This window comes from Janthinobacterium sp. SUN137 (assembly GCF_030587265.1).
GTDB classification, from domain to species: domain Bacteria; phylum Pseudomonadota; class Gammaproteobacteria; order Burkholderiales; family Burkholderiaceae_D; genus Janthinobacterium; species Janthinobacterium kumbetense.
In genome coordinates this window covers 186,703-203,763 of the sequence record NZ_JAPWHZ010000005.1, presented here as the reverse complement: position 1 = coordinate 203,763, position 17,061 = coordinate 186,703, and the positions used below count along the sequence as shown (strand labels likewise).

17 protein-coding genes, 1 other RNA gene and 1 pseudogene are annotated in these 17,061 nt (G+C 58.0%); 11 read left to right on the top strand and 8 right to left on the bottom strand.

The genetic code is table 11. The annotated features are described in order from the left end of the window. Positions 1-58: 58 nt before the first annotated feature. From O3298_RS24950 to O3298_RS24930, 5 genes are all read left to right on the top strand, one after another. Positions 59-895 (top strand): hypothetical protein, encoded by an 837-nt coding sequence (locus O3298_RS24950; RefSeq protein WP_305060794.1) that lies wholly within the window; start codon positions 59-61, stop codon positions 893-895. Positions 896-908: 13 nt separating this feature from the next. After that, on the top strand, positions 909-1,361 hold the full coding sequence (locus O3298_RS24945) for a GTP pyrophosphokinase (protein WP_305060793.1): 453 nt from the start codon (positions 909-911) through the stop codon (positions 1,359-1,361). 267 nt (positions 1,362-1,628) lie between these two features. Next, complete coding sequence (locus O3298_RS24940) at positions 1,629-2,090, top strand: penicillin-insensitive murein endopeptidase (RefSeq protein WP_305060792.1); 462 nt, start codon at positions 1,629-1,631, stop codon at positions 2,088-2,090. A gap of 13 nt (positions 2,091-2,103) precedes the next feature. Then, entirely contained in the window at positions 2,104-2,472 is a 369-nt protein-coding gene (locus O3298_RS24935; RefSeq protein ID WP_289899977.1) for a hypothetical protein, read from the top strand. A 74-nt stretch (positions 2,473-2,546) separates the two neighbouring features. Next, on the top strand, positions 2,547-2,852 hold the full coding sequence (locus O3298_RS24930) for a hypothetical protein (RefSeq protein ID WP_305060791.1): 306 nt from the start codon (positions 2,547-2,549) through the stop codon (positions 2,850-2,852). 13 nt (positions 2,853-2,865) lie between these two features. Here the strand turns inward: O3298_RS24930 and O3298_RS24925 are convergent, their stop codons facing one another. Further along, positions 2,866-3,285 carry a hypothetical protein gene (locus O3298_RS24925; protein ID WP_099665155.1) on the bottom strand — a complete coding sequence of 140 codons (420 nt, stop codon included), beginning with the start codon at positions 3,283-3,285 and terminating at the stop codon, positions 2,866-2,868. Positions 3,286-4,173: 888 nt separating this feature from the next. Here O3298_RS24925 and O3298_RS24920 point away from each other — a divergent pair. Beyond that, positions 4,174-4,500, top strand: a pseudogene (locus tag O3298_RS24920) (helix-turn-helix domain-containing protein); the annotation flags it as partial. Positions 4,501-4,712: 212 nt separating this feature from the next. Here O3298_RS24920 and O3298_RS24915 read toward each other — a convergent pair. The 7 genes from O3298_RS24915 to ompA form a co-directional block, all read right to left on the bottom strand. Then, the gene (locus O3298_RS24915) at positions 4,713-5,153 is read right to left on the bottom strand and encodes a hypothetical protein (protein ID WP_305060790.1); all 441 of its coding nucleotides are present in this window, start codon (positions 5,151-5,153) and stop codon (positions 4,713-4,715) included. 10 nt (positions 5,154-5,163) lie between these two features. Next, positions 5,164-5,784, bottom strand: coding sequence for a hypothetical protein (locus tag O3298_RS24910; RefSeq protein WP_305060789.1), 621 nt, complete (start codon positions 5,782-5,784; stop codon positions 5,164-5,166). Then, on the bottom strand, positions 5,781-6,458 hold the full coding sequence (locus tag O3298_RS24905; protein WP_305060788.1) for a hypothetical protein: 678 nt from the start codon (positions 6,456-6,458) through the stop codon (positions 5,781-5,783). Before O3298_RS24905 ends, O3298_RS24910 begins: the two co-directional genes overlap by 4 nt. Positions 6,459-6,852: 394 nt before the next feature. Beyond that, positions 6,853-7,213, bottom strand: a transfer-messenger RNA (tmRNA) gene (ssrA, locus tag O3298_RS24900). 83 nt (positions 7,214-7,296) lie between these two features. Further along, on the bottom strand, positions 7,297-8,001 hold the full coding sequence (locus O3298_RS24895; RefSeq protein ID WP_305054426.1) for an HAD family hydrolase: 705 nt from the start codon (positions 7,999-8,001) through the stop codon (positions 7,297-7,299). Between the two features lie 68 nt (positions 8,002-8,069). Next, entirely contained in the window at positions 8,070-8,765 is a 696-nt protein-coding gene (gene ubiG, locus O3298_RS24890) for a bifunctional 2-polyprenyl-6-hydroxyphenol methylase/3-demethylubiquinol 3-O-methyltransferase UbiG (protein ID WP_305060787.1), read from the bottom strand. A gap of 127 nt (positions 8,766-8,892) precedes the next feature. After that, positions 8,893-9,603, bottom strand: a complete 711-nt coding sequence (gene ompA / locus O3298_RS24885; protein WP_034782001.1) for an outer membrane protein OmpA — start codon at positions 9,601-9,603, stop codon at positions 8,893-8,895. Between the two features lie 656 nt (positions 9,604-10,259). Between ompA and gyrA the strand changes: the two genes are divergently transcribed. The 5 genes from gyrA (at position 10,260) to hisC (ending at position 17,060) form a co-directional block, all read left to right on the top strand. Continuing rightward, entirely contained in the window at positions 10,260-12,944 is a 2,685-nt protein-coding gene (gene gyrA, locus O3298_RS24880; protein WP_251349945.1) for a DNA gyrase subunit A, read from the top strand. A gap of 107 nt (positions 12,945-13,051) precedes the next feature. Then, entirely contained in the window at positions 13,052-13,636 is a 585-nt protein-coding gene (locus O3298_RS24875) for a DUF2059 domain-containing protein (protein ID WP_289906215.1), read from the top strand. Positions 13,637-13,663: 27 nt separating this feature from the next. Continuing rightward, on the top strand, positions 13,664-14,755 hold the full coding sequence (gene serC / locus O3298_RS24870; RefSeq protein WP_305060786.1) for a 3-phosphoserine/phosphohydroxythreonine transaminase: 1,092 nt from the start codon (positions 13,664-13,666) through the stop codon (positions 14,753-14,755). Between the two features lie 83 nt (positions 14,756-14,838). Then, positions 14,839-15,909 (top strand): prephenate dehydratase, encoded by a 1,071-nt coding sequence (pheA, locus tag O3298_RS24865; protein WP_092612019.1) that lies wholly within the window; start codon positions 14,839-14,841, stop codon positions 15,907-15,909. 44 nt (positions 15,910-15,953) lie between these two features. Beyond that, a complete protein-coding gene (gene hisC, locus O3298_RS24860) occupies positions 15,954-17,060 on the top strand; it encodes a histidinol-phosphate transaminase (RefSeq protein ID WP_289906213.1) in 1,107 nt (368 codons plus the stop codon). The last annotated feature ends 1 nt before the right edge of the window (position 17,061 follow it).

Sequence of the window (17,061 nt, the reverse complement as noted above, 5' to 3'; positions counted from 1 at the left end):
ACAATCGGCAACATCCGGATCGACGTATCCGCCCCTTCATTGCGGAGTACGCCTGAGCGTGACACAAACATTGCAAACCTGGCTGCTGGCCTGGCGGGAAGCCTTCACGTGCATCGGCCTGGGAGTGCGCGATGCGCGTCATGCGGGGCTGTGGTGGCGCTCCGCGCTGTGGTGCATGGCGGTCGTGGCCCTGTGGCTGGGGTTGTATGGCTGCTTCGGCCGTTTTTTTGTCGAGCTGAGCGCCATGCTGGCGCTGGTGTCGGTTACCGGCTTGCTGGGCCTGGGCGTGATGGATGGCGTCGGGACACTGGCCAACGGGCCTGCCACGCTCTCGCAGATGGGCAATATCGCCGGCGGCCTGGGCAGCGCCGCCAAGGCCCTGCTGTCGATCGGCCAGATCGCCCTGGCCTTGCTGGCGCTGGCCACCTTGTTCTATGTCATGGTCTTTATCGTCGGCGCCATCGGTACGGCGCGCCTGCCGCTGCGCTGGCTGTTGCTGGAACGGGCCAAGGCTGTGGCGGCACGCCGCTATGCCCCGTGGCAAGCGCCGGCCGGCCTGGAGCTGTCCGCCCCGCGCCCTGTCTGGCGGCGCCTGTTGCTGCTGCTTTCCCTGCTGATCCCCGTGTGGGCCATGTGCGTGCTGGTCTCGTACTTGCTGGCCTGGAACGTGCAGATGCTTTACGGCGCGGCGGCCGAAGACGTGCTCGGCGCAGAACAGCAAGCGGCGTTGCGCCGCGCACAGCGTCCGGCGATTGCTGCCCTGGGCCTGCTGCTGTGCTTGCTGATGCTGATACCGGTGTTCAATTTACTGGTGCCAGCCTTGCTGTGCAGCAGCGTTTGCCATTTGCAGCGCCGCGGCTGGCGCACAACGGGGTCAGCAACCAACGTGGAGTGAACAAGGAATAAACATGAGTGAACACGCAAGACGCGGCACCCTGGAACGCGCGATTGAAATCGCCGCCGCCACCCATGCCGGCCAGACGGACAAGGGCGGCGCGCCATACATACTCCACCCCTTGCGCGTCATGCTGCGCGTCGCCCCTGGCGCCCAGCAAATTGTCGCCGTATTGCATGATGTGGTGGAAGACAGCGATGGAAAAATCACCTTCGACGACCTGGCGCGCGAAGGATTTTCCCGGGAAGTCATCGACGGCGTGCGCGGCGTGACCAAGATCGCGGGCGAATCGTACGACGATTTCATCGCCCGCGCGGCCCTGAATCCGGTCGGCAAGGCCGTCAAGCTGGCGGATCTGGCCGAGAACAGCGATTTGTCGAGGATAGGGGAGCCGACGCGGAAGGATTTGGAGAGGGTGGAGAAGTATCGGAGGGCGATGGGGTATTTGCTGGGGGAGGTTCTTTAGTCTCAAAGTGGCGCGGGGTACCCTTGTGCTGGTTCAACGTCATGGCTGCAATTAGCGATAACGCCATCAACGTACAGGGATTTGATCCTTCGCAATGCTCAGAAGATGTATAACGGCAAAAATTGTCGAGTGTGCAGATTTCTTTGCGTGGCGCGAGGATTCCTGCCAGGGACGTCGGTGCGTAACATCTGCATCAAGATGTGCAGCGAGCACTGTTTGTTGCCATGGTTTGAACTGAGCGCTGGGATGTTACATTCAGGAGCACGCATGCTGGAATTGCAGCCAAGGGATGCACGCGGCTACTTTAATCTTCCGCAAAGACCGGAAGGCGCGGGATATTACACCTATGGCACACCGCCCAATGGTGCCGGACAATATGCCCATCCCAAGTTACTTTCGCTACTATTTTTGGTCGAGCATCAATGGCAAGGTATCGATAGCCGGAAAATTGGTTTTGGAAATATCAGCCTGGCTGATGGCGTTGTTTACCATAACCATGCGAGCCATCGAAGCGGAAAAGATGTCGACGTCCGATTGTTTCGCAAAGATAAAATGGAGCGCGTGGTGACAAGGTTTGACACGCAATATGATCGCGATGCAACGGCGCAGCTAATCCGCATATTTTTTGAATTCAGCTTTGTCCAAGTTATTTATTTTAATGACCCTACTATCCCCCGGATAAGACCACTCATACATCACGACGACCATTTTCACATCACGATTAAATAGCGGGACGGATGACATGAAACGCCTTCTCGCTGTTTTTCCGCTCCTTGTCGTTGCTATGGCCATGGCTCAGTCCGCTCCCAAATGGTTATTTTCTTACCAGTCAATCAAAGGCCGCTATGCCATCTATAGCGGAGGCCTGAGCGATCCGCAACCGTCGACCGGTAAAGACAAGCGCATTGCATTCTGGATCGATGGCAAGGCGGCAAAGCAGCTATTCGATGCGATGGGGCCGGACTTGCGCAACGCATGCGGCGCGGATGGCGAATATCGCCTGCGCCAGCGGGCGGAAGTGCGCTGTTCCTATCATCCCCGTGATGGCCATCATTGCGACTTTGGCTTTGATCTGGTGACCGGGCGCAGCATCGGCGGCTCCGTATGCTGAGGCGCGCTAGCCTGCTATTCGTCGCGCTACTGTGCTTGTTGTTGGCGCACCAGGCCAGGGCCGTATGGGAATTCGTGCAAAAGGATTTTTCAGGGGCGTACGCGATTTATGGCGCATATCTCGACGATGCCGTGGCACCGGTTGCGGGCGATACCAAAGTTGCGTTTCGTTTGACGGGAGCCGCTGCAAAAGACATGTTTGACGCCATCGGGCCGGATATGCGCGATGGCTGCCCCGACCTGCAAATACGCATTCGCAATCGTGACATGCTGCTGTGCCGGCATCGTCCGAAAGATGGCTATCGCTGTGATTTTGGTTTCGATTTGTCGACGGGCTTGAGTATCGGGGGAGCGGTGGGTGGGGCGGTGTGTGGGGAGTAATGGGGGCGACCGGTCACCGGGTACGAGCAAGAGCTTTGCGGATGGCTTGTTCGACGGGGCGGTCTATCAGCGCCAAAACGAAGACCACGACAGCGGTAACAATCATTCCCTCCAGTAAAGCTGGATCGGGGAAAAGTTGCTGATTGGTGATGGCACCGGGCACGGTTGCTCGTTTCCAGACAAGGAGCAACAGTGCGGCACCCGCGGCGAGAAGCATGGCCGGTCGACGATGGTGCAAGCGGGCGATTTGTCCCATCAGCAGCAGCGCGATACCCCACGCAAAAGGATAGAAGCCGTGGTCGAACAAGATCATGCGCTCATCGTAGTATGCGCCGGTGTACCAGGCAAAACGGGAGAGGCCGAAAAGACCATAGGCGACGAGGGCTACGGCTAGCACGAGGAAACTGGAGGAAAGGAGGCGAGCAATTTTCATGGTTGGGGTTTCTCTGCCAAGGCCTCGATATTGTGCCCGATCAGGTGGCCTTGCTGCTTGGTTACTTGGATAGTCTTGTCTTTGCTGAATATGGCTCGCTGGCCGTGTTTGTAGTCTTGCTTGCTATTTTTTTCTCGCGCCGGCGTGGCTTGCCAGGCCACCTTTGCGTATGATTTTACCGGCTAAAGGGCGAGGGGCAGGTCCGCCATTCGTACACGGCCTGAGCAGTTCATGTTGTCGCTAGGAAAAACCGCCTGCGGCGCAAAACCTAGTCAGACGAATCGGAGAGGGTTGCGCTTGCAAGCGCAACCCGGTTTTGCGGCTATCGGACGAGCAGTGCTCGTCCCCCGCAAAACCCCCGCGCCCGTACCGGACGCGGATTCGACGCCCGCGCTCTGCATGCATGGAATAAATAGAAAGGGCCTCCCCGCCAAAACGGGGAAGCCCTTTTTATTTATTCAGTGGTGGAGACGGCGGGAATCGAACTCACGGAATTTGAACAATTATGCGGGTTTCCGCGCTTAGGTTGGAATCACATTGTCATTATGCAGCCTCTGCCCAGTGGGCGTTTAGAACCTCATGACACCACATCTGCAGCAGATAACGTTTGGCGTTCTCGGGCGCTCCACCGGTCGACCGGTAGAGGATCGCGGTTGAGTCAGTCTCGCCTCTCAATAACGTCATCAATATGTACAAAGCACCGGTGCGCAACCATGGTACTCTTTTCGCAACCCTACAAATGGAGTGTTGAGATGCAAACTTATTCGACTGCGGGGCGTCCCCTGTTAAGTTGCACTGAAAATTGACCCACTTTCCCCACGAATTTGCAACGGAATCTGACCCACGTTAGTAGCACAATTCCACCTGTCTTATCGGCAGGAGATCGGAGTGATCAACGTGGCTCTACTCGGTATCATTCGACGCTGGCACCTTCGTGACCAGATCCCAATACGAGAAATCGCCAGGCGACTGGATATCTCTCGCAATACCGTCCGACGCTATCTGCGATCGGAAACCACTGAGCCCTCCTATGCGGAGCGGCGATCAGTTAGCGGATTAGACAAATACTCGGTGCAGCTATCCGGGTGGCTCAAGACTGAGACGACTAAGCCGCGTAAGCAGCGGCGCAATTTGAAGCAGATCCATGAGGACCTGAAAGAGCTGGGCTATGCAGGGTCATACGACCGCGTGGCAGCGTTTGCCAGGCAGTGGAAGGCGGGTCAAACAGAGTGGGTCAATTCTGCGAGCAAACGAACACTGGCAATCGGACAAAAGCTTAATAGCTTTGTGCTCCGAAGCAGGTTGAATTCCACGACGCCAGTTCTATAAAAGCTGAGGCTGTGTCAAAATGTCGGGCCTGACCCCGACACTTCAATTGAAGCACAAAGTAAAAAGCCCACATACGTGGGCCTTTCAAATAAAATGAACTAAATGGCTTGTTGATATGGGCGTTTCATGAATGTATGTACGGTGCCATATTCACTGCCGTTTACAGCCGCTGGTGTGGAGTGCCTAATGTCAAAAGATGGACCAAGTTTGCTAGTCCAATTGCCGTCACGTAGTTGACGAGCCATATGAGTTGGCTTTTTTCTCCCATCAACGTACAAAACAACTTTCTCATAGTTGGCTTCGAAATCTCCATTGGCACATTGTCTATAACCCAAAGTTGCGAACGCTGCAATGAATGCTTGCACCGTTGATTCGGGAGGTATAGGCAATGGCCAGTAACCCAATGGATGATTAACAGGCCACCAAACACGGTCAACGTCTCCTGCCGCCCATCCTATGCAGTTATAGTCTTCCGTTTGTGGACTGGTGATAGCATGGTTGTTTGGATTTAAATTTGGAAATTTTGGACTCTTTATCATTTTATTTTAATTAAATTAACTTGTTTTCACGACCCCAGTTTAGCCAAGCTTCTTTCATTTTTTTTATCCTTCCTGCATCTGAAGGATGGACAGGATTTATATTGGTGAGTTCTTGTAGTGCTTGGAACCAGTATCCGCCATTTAATTCTAAATCGCGAAGAATCAAAGGAAGGGCGCGCATGCCCCAGCTTACGATTTCTCGATATGCTGCATGCTCGACAATACTTACGGGTGAGGAGGAAAACTCAGTATCTTTTCTCCATAACTCGGTCAAAACGGAAAATTTAACCGCCAAGTCTTCAGTTCTAGTAATAGGAACAACGATTAGTGGTTGGAAAGTTTTCTTTATTGCGACCCAAGGAGTGGCAGATGCACTTCTGTAATGAGAGTGCAATGTTGGCGAAGAAATAAAATAATTGAGGCCCAGTGCAAGATCGGTAAGTGCCAGAGATGAAACCGCTGAGCAACTTTCAACGTTATATCCAATTTCACCATCGTTGCATTCGTCGTAAGTGAATTGTTGGAGATTAAATTCTCCATTTTCATCAGTGCATTCACTATGAATTGATCCATTCGACCATTCCCTCTTATCAAAATAAGCTTGATAGGTTCGTTGGGCAAGCGCGCTCATATACGCTCCGGATTAATTAATAATAAGTTGGTCTCATTAAAAATTTTCTGAAGTTTATCCGCTTTTTGCTGGGCTCGCTGTAAAGTGGAAATTAGACTTTGCACGTCAACGGCATCCATAGAGACAAAAAACTCACGTTCACTATCTCCTTGTGATGCGAAGCTGATTTTCAAGTTATGAAGAATAACTGCAGCGGCCACATCAGTAGATTCCAACTCAAAAACAGGTCTTACATCAGTCAGTATCCGTGCACTCAGAAAATTAGATTGGTTGTCGGTAAGTACACTGGTTGCTTTCGCTCCCATGTATATAGATGGGACACGTAATAGCTTTTGAAGATTTGCGCGAAGTTGCTCTATTTTATCTTCTTCTAGATTTTTTCCGGAAGGAGCCTGGTTTCGGATTGCATTCAATAACTCTTCTACAACCTCGTTTACAGGTTTGCCAGATGAAATTAGCAAGGGAATCAACGAGAATAGCGTATCTGCTATTACGGAGACATTTTCAATTCCACTTCCTTTAAGACTCTCTGCTATCTGATCGGGTAAATCGGGACCGAATTTTTGAGGAGGTACTTTTGCCAATTCGGCAAATAAAATCTTGACAGCGTCAGCTGACATATCAGCGAGCCTGACCAAGGCTTCCCATCTATTCTTCGGGATGCGAATGTTCATTTTCCTCCACCTTAAATTGACACAATGATTGTAAACCGCAGCAGTGCGATTCAAGCAAGTCTATCACTGTCGACCAACGCCAAAGTTCACATATTGTAACTTTTTGCGCAGGTTTAATAGTGTATCTCGACAACGCTTGCAGGTTATTCTATGCTAGCACTTTGTATTTAATCTACGTCAAACATGCATCAGATGGGACAGGGGGGCCAATACTTGTCCGTCAGGATGCGCGTGACGAAATAGCAACTTCGGCTCTGCCCGAGAGCTACTGGATGTTTTATTAGGCCAAAAAAAAGCTGTCATTGTGTTGTCATTCTAGTGCTTAAATAGCCCCAAAATACACCAACAAATGACAGCTTTCTCTTTTGCAACTACTTGATTCTAAACAATTCGGTGGTGGAGACGGCGGGAATCGAACCCGCGTCCGCAAGCACTCCACAGACAGTTCTACATACTTAGCACTATCATTTAATTTAACTCAGCCAGCACGGATGTGCACGTTATGGGCAAGCGAGTTACCTATTATTTAGTCGGACGCTAAGTAACCCAGCATACGACGAGTCCCTGTAAATGACTCTAGAGCTTTTGACGGCCCACCCCAGGGACGAGGTGTTCTAGAGCTAACAGCGATTAAGCTGCCAGTGCGTACGAGTTATCGTTTGCAGTTAAGTTTTTTCAGGTTGTATTTACGAGGTAGCCCGCCCTCGGTATGCCCTGCGCTGCTTTGCAACCCACGTCGAAACCAGGTCGTCCCCACAGAACCTTTATTGTAGCGCAATCCGCCCACTCTTGCATGGTGCATTCGCTTGCTGGCGTGCCAGATCAAGCGCAGGCCGATTTATGCCGCCAATTGCCGCGCCTGCGCCGCCTTCACCACCGCGCTGACCAGCTCGAGCAGCGCATGCGGGGTATCCAGCAGGTGGTCGGCGTTCCAGTGCTGCGGTTCGACGGGGCCGCAGTAGCCCCAGGCGCAGGCCACCGTGCGCATGCCGGCGGCGCGGCCGGCCTGGATGTCGCGCAGGTCGTCGCCCACGTACCAGCAATCTGCCGGCGCCAGGTCCAGGCGGCGCGCCGCTTCCAGCAGGGGGGCGGGGTGCGGCTTCGGGTGGGACATGGTGTCGCCCGAGATCACGCAGCCGGCGGCGCCCAGGCCGATCTGGCCCACCAGCGGGTCGGTGAAGCGGGCGGCCTTGTTGGTGACCACGCCCCAGGCCAGGCCCAGCGCTTGCAGGCCTTCCAGCAGGGCAGGGATGCCGTCGAACAGGCGGCTTTCCACGGCCAGGGCCGCTTCGTAATTGTTCAGAAAGCCGTCTTTCAGGGCTTCGTAGCCGCTTTCGCCTGGGCCGATGCCGTAGGACGCGACTATCATGCCGCGCGCGCCGGCCGAGGCCGTGGGGCGCAGGACGTCATACGGGGTCGGCGCCAGGCCGGCGCGCGCGCGCAGCAGGTTGATGGCCGCCGCCAGGTCGGGCGCGGTGTCGGCCAGGGTGCCGTCGAGGTCGAACAGGATGGCGCGCGGGGCTGGCAGATGGTCAGTGATCATGGCGGACAAAGTGTGTCAAGTAGGAATGAAAAATGGCGGCCGCAGCCGCCTTGTATTGTGCGTGATGGTTACACCGGCCGGGTGCAGGCCACCAGATAATTGACGCTGGTATCGCTATTAAGTGAGTAAATCTTGGTCAGCGGATTGTAGCCCATGCCGCGCATGCTGTTGACGTCCAGGCTGGCGCTGCGCACGTATTGCGACAGCTCGGACGGGGTGATGAATTTGTCATAGTCATGCGTGCCTTTCGGCAGCAGGCGCAGCAGGTATTCGGCGCCCAGGATGGCGAACAGGTACGCTTTCGGGTTGCGGTTCAGGGTCGACAGGAATACGTGGCCGCCCGGTTTCACCAGCGCGGCGCAAGCCTTGACGATGGCGGCGGGGTCCGGCACGTGCTCGAGCATTTCCATGCAGGTGACGACGTCGTACTGGCCTGCCTCTTCCTCGGCCATGGCTTCGGCGGCGATCAGCTTGTAGCGCACCTTGGCGCCCGATTCCAGGCTGTGCAGGTCGGCCACTTTCAAAGCCTTGTCGGACAGGTCGATGCCCGTCACGTCGGCACCCTTGCGGGCCATCGATTCGGCCAGGATACCGCCGCCGCAGCCGATGTCGATCACGCGCTTGCCGGCCAGCGGCACTTTCGCGTTGATCCATTCCAGGCGCAGGGGGTTAATTTCGTGCAGGGGACGAAACTCGGAAGTGGGGTCCCACCAGCGGTGGGCCAGCTCACTGAATTTTTGGATTTCGAGAGGGTCGGCGTTCATAGGTCGAATAATAGCGGCAATTTTACAATTGGGCAGCCACGGACGAAAAAAAACCCCGCCGTGGCGGGGTTTTTCATGCTGTTCTTGACTTGCGCGATGACTTGCGGCAAGTCCAGGGGGTCAGCTATTACTTGTTGCGGGTACCAACAACTTCGATTTCCACGCGACGGTTTTTCGCACGGCCTTCGGCAGTTTTGTTATCAGCAACAGGTTGTTTTTCGCCTTTGCCTTCGGTGTACACGCGGTTGCTTTCAACGCCTTTGGTGACCAGGTAGGCTTTGACAGCATCAGCACGACGTACCGACAGTTTTTGGTTGTAAGCATCGGTGCCGACGGAGTCGGTGTGACCCACAGCGATGATGACTTCCAGGTTGATGCCGCCCAGTTGTGCGGACAGCTCGTCCAGCTTGGCTTTGCCTTCTGGCTTCAGCGTAGCTTTGTCGAAATCGAAGAATGCATCAGCAGCGAAGCTGACTTTTTCCGAGGTAGGAGCAACGACGACTGGTACTGGTACGACAACGACTGGTGCCGGTGCTGGTACGACTGGTGCTGGAGGAGCCACGCATTTGCCGTCTTGCAGGGTTTCTGGCTCTACGCACAGTGGCACGTCGCAACCTGGCACTGCGTCAGCAGGTGTCCAGTAGCCGGTACGCCAGCACAGGCCGAATGGGTCACGCACGATCACGCCGCGGGCATCTTGCACGTAAGCGCTTTTTGGGCTTGGTGCTTTGATGTCAGTGGTAACTGGCGCGAATGGTGGGGAGGTTGGGGTTTGGGCCGAAGCCGAGCCAGCAATCACTGCGGATGCAGCGAAAAACAGCGTTACAAATTTATTCATTCTTTTTTCCTTTCGGGGGGTGATATCCGCAGAACAACACTGCGCTACTGGTGCTACGTGCCAAGATTTTATCATGTAGACCATATGCGCTCGTTTCAGATTGCGAAACTAGCAATTAACTTCCCAGTCATTTTGCCACACGCATCAGGGGCGCACGACCGTGGTTAAATCAAAGCTTGCCCGATTTTAGACCGCGCGTTGTTTTTGCGCAACGAAAATGCCCATTTGTAACGCGTCTGTAACAATTGATCGCTTTTTTTGCCTCTTTTAAGGGCAGGTGTCTTGAACTGGTATTGCCATTGTGCATTATCGAAAGGTCAGGCTGCACGGCTCCCGTGCAAACTGCCAATCTTGTTGGTATGGCCAATTTGTACAGGTAGCTGGGCGCGCATGCTAAAATCGTGCGCTTGACTGTTAAGAGTGTCGGGCATATGCCCACGGCGGCACTGCATGGCCAGCTCGTACCACTGCGGTGCACGTACTGACCGTGCCGCCAGCCCGCCGATTTGTTCCGGCACTCTGCGACATGGAAGCCGGGCCGCGCCAGCAGCGCGCGGCGCGGCGTCCACGACGACAGCCACCCAGGATATGCAGTATTGCGTCATACATTGCGTAACAGATAAGTTAACCACAGCCTGAGATCAGTCGAACCGCCAATGGATCAATTCGCAAAAGAAACAATTCCTATTTCCCTCGAAGAAGAGATGCGCAAGAGCTACCTCGATTACGCCATGAGCGTGATCGTCGGTCGCGCCTTGCCCGATGCGCGCGATGGCTTGAAGCCAGTGCACCGCCGCGTCTTGTTCGCGATGCATGAAATGAACAACGTGTGGAACCGCCCTTACGTCAAGTGCGCCCGCGTGGTCGGCGAAACCATGGGTAAATACCATCCCCACGGCGATGCCTCGATCTACGACACGCTGGTGCGCATGGCGCAGGATTTCTCGCTGCGCTACATGCTCGTCGATGGCCAGGGCAACTTCGGTTCCGTCGACGGCGACGGCGCCGCGGCGATGCGTTACACCGAGTGCCGCCTGGACAAGATCGCCAGCGAGCTGCTGGCCGATATCGACAAGGACACCGTCGACTTCCAGCCCAACTACGATGGCAAGGAAAAGGAACCGACGGTCTTGCCGACGCGTATCCCCAACCTGCTGATCAATGGCTCGTCCGGTATCGCGGTCGGCATGGCGACGAACATTCCGCCACACAACATCACCGAAGTCATCGACGGCGCGCTGCACGTGCTGCGCAACCCCGAGTGCACGATCGATGAATTGATCGAGCTGATCCCGGCGCCGGACTTCCCGACGGCCGGCATCATCTATGGCGTGTCCGGCGTGCGCGACGGCTACCGCACTGGCCGCGGCCGCGTCGTCATGCGCGCCAAGACCCACTTCGAAGAATACGGCAAGGATGGCGGCCGCATCGCCATCATCGTCGACGAGCTGCCATTCCAGGTCAACAAGAAATCCTTGCTGGAACGCATCGCTGAAAACGTGCGCGACAAGAAGCTCGACGGCATTTCCGACATCCGCGACGAATCCGACAAGTCGGGCATGCGCGTGGTGATCGAGCTGAAACGGGGCGAAGTGCCGGAAGTGGTGCTGAACAACCTGTACAAGCAAACCCAGTTGCAAGACACCTTCGGCATGAACATGGTGGCCCTGGTCGATGGCCAGCCGAAGCTGCTGAACCTCAAGCAGATGCTGCAATGCTTCCTGTCGCACCGCCGCGAAGTGGTGACGCGCCGCACCGTGTTCGAACTGCGCAAGGCGCGCGAACGCGGTCACGTATTGGAAGGCCTGGCTGTCGCGCTGGCCAACATCGATGACTTCATCGCCATCATCAAGGCCGCGCCGACGCCACCGATCGCCAAGGTCGAGCTGATGGCCAAGGCCTGGGACTCGTCCGTCGTGCGCGAAATGCTGGCCCGCACGGGCGACGGCTCGACGCCAGGCGGCATCGACGCCTACCGTCCGGAAAACCTGCCGAAGCACTATGGCATGCAGGGCGATGGCCTGTACAAGCTGTCGGACGACCAGGCGCAGGAAATTCTGCAAATGCGCCTGCAGCGCCTGACCGGCCTGGAACAGGACAAGATCGTCAACGAGTACAAGGACGTGATGGAACATATCGCCGACTTGCTCGACATCCTGGCCAAGCCGGAACGCGTCACCGTCATCATCACCGACGAAATGACGGCGGCGAAGAACGAATACGGCGCCGGCAACAAGGATGTGCGCCGCTCGCAGATCGAATTGAACGCGACCGACCTGGAAACGGAAGATCTGATCACGCCGCAGGACATGGTCGTGACCCTGTCGCACACGGGCTACATGAAGGCCCAGCCGATCACCGAATACCGCGCGCAGAAGCGCGGCGGCCGCGGCAAGCAGGCCATGGCGACGAAAGAGGAAGACTGGATCGACCAGCTGTTCATCGCCAACACGCACGACTACATCCTGTGCTTCTCGGATCGTGGCCGCATGTACTGGCTGAAGGTGTGGGAAGTGCCGCAAGGCTCGCGCAATTCGCGCGGCAAGCCGATCGTCAACATGTTCCCGCTGCAGGACAACGAAAAGATCACCGTGATCCTGCCGCTGTCGGGCGAGAACCGTACGTTCCCGGAAGACCATTATGTGTTCATGTCGACCAGCCTCGGTACCGTCAAGAAGACGCCGCTGAAGGACTTCAGCAATCCACGCAAGGCCGGCATCATCGCGGTCGACCTGGACGACGGCGACTTCCTGATCGGCGCGGCGCTGACCGACGGCCAGCACGACGTGATGCTGTTCTCCGATTCGGGCAAGGCTGTGCGCTTCGACGAAAACGACGTGCGTCCGATGGGCCGTACGGCGCGCGGCGTGCGCGGCATGAACCTGGAAGAAGGCCAGCACGTGATCGCCTTGCTGGTGGCCGAGAACGAGCAGCAGTCGGTGCTGACAGCCACGGAAAACGGCTACGGCAAGCGTACGCCGATCACCGAGTACACGCGCCATGGCCGTGGCACGAAAGGCATGATCGCCATCCAGACCAGTGAGCGCAACGGTAAAGTGGTTGCCGCGACCCTGGTCGATACCAGCGATGAAATCATGCTGATCACCACCGGTGGCGTATTGATCCGCACCCGCGTGTCGGAAATCCGCGAGATGGGCCGCGCGACGCAGGGCGTGACCCTGATCGCCGTGGAAGACGGCACCAAGCTGTCCGGCCTGCAGCGCGTGGTGGAGACGGATATCGACGAAGTCGAGCTGACGACGGAGGCGGGCCAGGAGGCTGCGGCCGCGCCGGCAGCGGCTGAACCGGCCGATCCTGTCGACCCGGCGCAGCCGGAGTAAGATGATTGGGGCTCTTTCGGGAGCCCCAATTGCTGTTGGCGTGCCAGTTGCGGCGCCAGCCTGCGTACCCCCAGATAGTTCCCCGCTTTTGTAAAGTCCCGCATGCCATGAGAAAAATCGTCGCCACCTTCTTCGCCGCGTTTTCGCTGGCCTTCCTTGCGACCCTGCCGGCCCTGGCCCAGAGCACGCAAGCCACGCCCGCCCGCCAGGCGGCGCCCAGCCCCGCCATGAAGGTGGCCGTGCGGCGCATGCTCGACGCGATGCAGTTTCCGCAACTGACGCGCAACATCTTCGACCAGATGCTGCAATCGGTGCCGGCCATGATCCGCCAGTCGGCGCAGCAGCAAATCAGCAGCAACCCGAACCTGGACGAGCAGCGCAAGGCGCGCGCGCTGGCCAGCGCCGAGGAAGAAATCCCCCTGGCCATCGCCACCCTGACACAGGTGCTGGCCGACCCGACCCTGATCGACGAACTGGCCGCCGAAATGGTGCCCCTGTACGCGCGCTTTTACACGGTGCCCGAAGTCGAGCAGCTGACGACCTTCTACAAGACGCCGCTGGGCCGCAAGATGCTGGCCACCATGCCGCAGCTGTCTGCCGAATCGATGGCCATCAGCCAGCGCGTGCTGATCCCGCGCGTGAATGCGGTGCTGGACCAGGTCATGCGGGCGGCCACGCAGGCGCCCCAATAAGATTTCCATTTTGCCAAGGACCGTATCGTGACCCATATCTACAATTTTTCCGCCGGCCCCGCCGTCCTGCCCAAGGAAGTGCTGGCGCAAGCGGCTGCCGAGATGCAGGACTGGCATGGCAGTGGCATGTCGGTGATGGAAATGAGCCACCGTGGTCCCGAATTCATTTCCATCTACCAGCAGGCAGTGGCCGACCTGCGCGAGCTGCTGGCCGTGCCCGACAACTACAAGATTCTGTTCCTGCAGGGCGGTGGCCTGGGCGAGAACGCCATCATCCCGATGAACCTGGTGGGCCTGGCCGCGCAGCAGCCGGCCACCGTGGACTTCGTGCACACGGGCTCGTGGTCCGGCAAGTCGATCCAGGAAGCGGCCAAGTACGCCAACGTCAACGTGGCCGCGTCGTCCAAGGCCGCCCGTTTCACGGGCGTGCCGCCGGTCGCCGAATGGCAGCTGACGCCAGGCGCCGCCTACCTGCACATCTGCACCAATGAAACCATCGACGGCGTGGAATTCCAGCAGGCGCCGAGCGTGCCGGCAGGGACCACCATCGTGGCCGACATGTCGTCGCACATTTTGTCGCGCGTTATTGATGTATCGCAATATGGCGTCATCTTCGGCGGCGCGCAGAAAAATATCGGCCCGGCCGGCCTGACCCTGGTCATCGTGCGCGAAGACTTGCTGGGCAAGGCGCTGCCGATCTGCCCGTCGGCCTTCGACTGGAGCATCGTGGCCGAACATGAGTCGATGTACAACACACCGCCCACCTACGGCATCTATATCGCCGGCCTGGTTTTCCAGTGGCTCAAACGCCAGGGTGGCGTTGCAGCCATGGAACAGCGTAATATTGAGAAAGCGGCGCTGCTGTACGCGGCGCTCGATGCGGACGACTTTTACCAGAACCGGGTCGCCCCAGAATACCGCTCGCGCATGACCATCCCGTTCTATCTGCGCGATGAAAGTCTGAACGACGCATTCCTGGCCGGCGCGAAACAGCGCGGCCTGCTGCAACTGAAGGGCCACAAGTCCGTCGGCGGCATGCGTGCATCGATTTATAACGCGATGCCGATCGAGGGCGTGCAAGCCCTGGTCAACTATTTGAACGAGTTTGCCGGACGCTGAGTCGCCTAGACGACCGCGCCGGCCCGCCGCCGGCGCAGGCCGCGCGGCCATGATTGAAGTACAGCTGACGAAACAAACCAACCATGACCGATAAATTGAAACCGCTGCGCGAACAGATCGATGCGATCGACGCGCAAATCCTCGAACTGCTGAACCGCCGCGCGCAAATCGCCCAGCAAGTGGGCCACGTGAAGGCTGAAACGCAGGCGCCCGTGTTCCGCCCCGAGCGCGAGGCGCAGGTGCTGCGCGGCGTGGCCGAACGCAATCCCGGCCCCATGGGCGACCGCGAAGTGCAGACCATCTTCCGCGAAATCATGTCGTCCTGCCGCTCGCTGGAAAAACGGGTCACCGTGGCGTACCTTGGCCCGGCCGGCACTTTCAGCGAACAGGCCGTGTACCAGCAGTTCGGCAGTGCCGTGGAAGGCTTGCCATGCGCGTCCATCGACGAAGTATTTCGTTCCGCCGAGGCGGGAACGGCGGATTTCGGCGTGGTGCCGATTGAAAATTCCTCGGAAGGCGCCGTCAACCGCACCCTGGACATGATGCTGCAGACGAGTCTCATCATCAGCGGCGAGGTGGCGATTGCCGTGCACCACAGCCTGATGACGAAGAGCGGCAACATGGATGGCGTCACCTCCATCTGCGCCCATTCGCAGGCGCTGGCGCAGTGCCAGGTGTGGCTGAACCAGAATTACCCGCACATCGCGCGCCATGCCGTGGCCTCGAACGCCGAGGCGGCCCGCATGGCCGGCGAAGACGGCACGGTGGCGGCCATCGCCAGCGAATTGGCGGGCGCGCAGTACAAGCTGGGCGTGGTCAAGGGCCATATCCAGGACGACCCGCACAACCGCACGCGCTTTGCCGTCGTTGGCACCTTGCAGACGGCGCCGTCGGGCAAGGACCAGACGTCGCTGGTGCTGGCCGTGCCGAACAAGGCGGGCGCCGTGTACCAGTTGCTCGCGCCCCTGGCGAAACACGGCGTGTCGATGACGCGCTTCGAGTCGCGCCCGGCGCGCATGGGCAGCTGGGAGTATTATTTCTATGTCGACGTGGAGGGCCACGTGCACGACGCAGCCGTCGCCCAGGCGCTGGCCGAGCTGCAAAGCAATGCGGCGTTTTTCAAGGTGCTGGGGTCATATCCTGTCAGCCTGTGAAGCTGTAGCTATTCTTACAATCACCCACTTTTTTAAAGAACACCATGTCTAAAAATATCGGTCCAGAATACGTCCGCGCCATCGCCCCTTACCAGAGCGGCAAACCGATCGCGGAAGTCGCGCGCGAATTCGGCCTCGACGAGGCAGCCATCGTCAAGCTGGCGTCGAATGAAAACCCGTACGGCATGCCGGAATCGGCCAAGCAGGCGATGATCGCCGCCATCGATGACCTGGGCCGCTACCCGGACGCCAACGGCTTCGACTTGAAAGCCGTGCTGTCGAAGCGCTATGACGTGCCGGCCGACTGGATCACCCTGGGCAATGGCAGCAACGACATCCTGGAAATCGCCGCGCACGCGTTTGTGCAGCATGGAGAATCCGTCGTGTACTCGCAGTATTCGTTCGCCGTGTACGCGCTGGCCACGCAAGGCCTGGGCGCGCGCCACATCGTCGTCCCGGCGCAAGCCTATGGCCATGACCTGGACGCCATGGCGGCGGCGATTGCCGACGACACGCGTCTGATTTTCATCGCCAACCCGAACAACCCGACCGGCACCTTCCTGACGGCGGCGCAGCTCGAAGCCTTCCTGCAGAAAGTGCCGGCGCATGTCGTCGTCGTGCTGGACGAGGCCTACAACGAATTCCTGTCGGCCGACGAGCAGTACGAGTCGACGGCGTGGGTGCGCCAGTATCCGAACCTGGTGGTCTCGCGCACCCTGTCGAAGGCGTATGGCCTGGCCGGCCTGCGCATCGGCTTCGCCATCGCCCAGCCGGTGCTGACGGACCTGATGAACCGCATCCGCCAGCCATTCAACGTCAATTCGCTGGCGCAGGCGGCCGCGATTGCCGCCTTGAACGACAAGGCATTCCTTGAGCAAAGCGCGCGCAACAACGCGGCCGGCTACCAGCAGTTTACGGAAGCGTTTGCGCAACTGGGCCTGGAATACGTGCCGTCGCACGGCAATTTCGTGCTGGTGAAGGTGGGCGACGATGATGAAGCGGGCGCGCGCGTGAACCTGGCGCTGCTGAAACAGGGCGTGATCGTGCGCCCCGTGGGCAGCTATGGCTTGCCGCAATGGCTGCGCATTTCCATCGGCCTGCCGCAGGAAAACGCCATCTTCATCGCCGCGCTGACGAAAGCGCTGGCCTGAC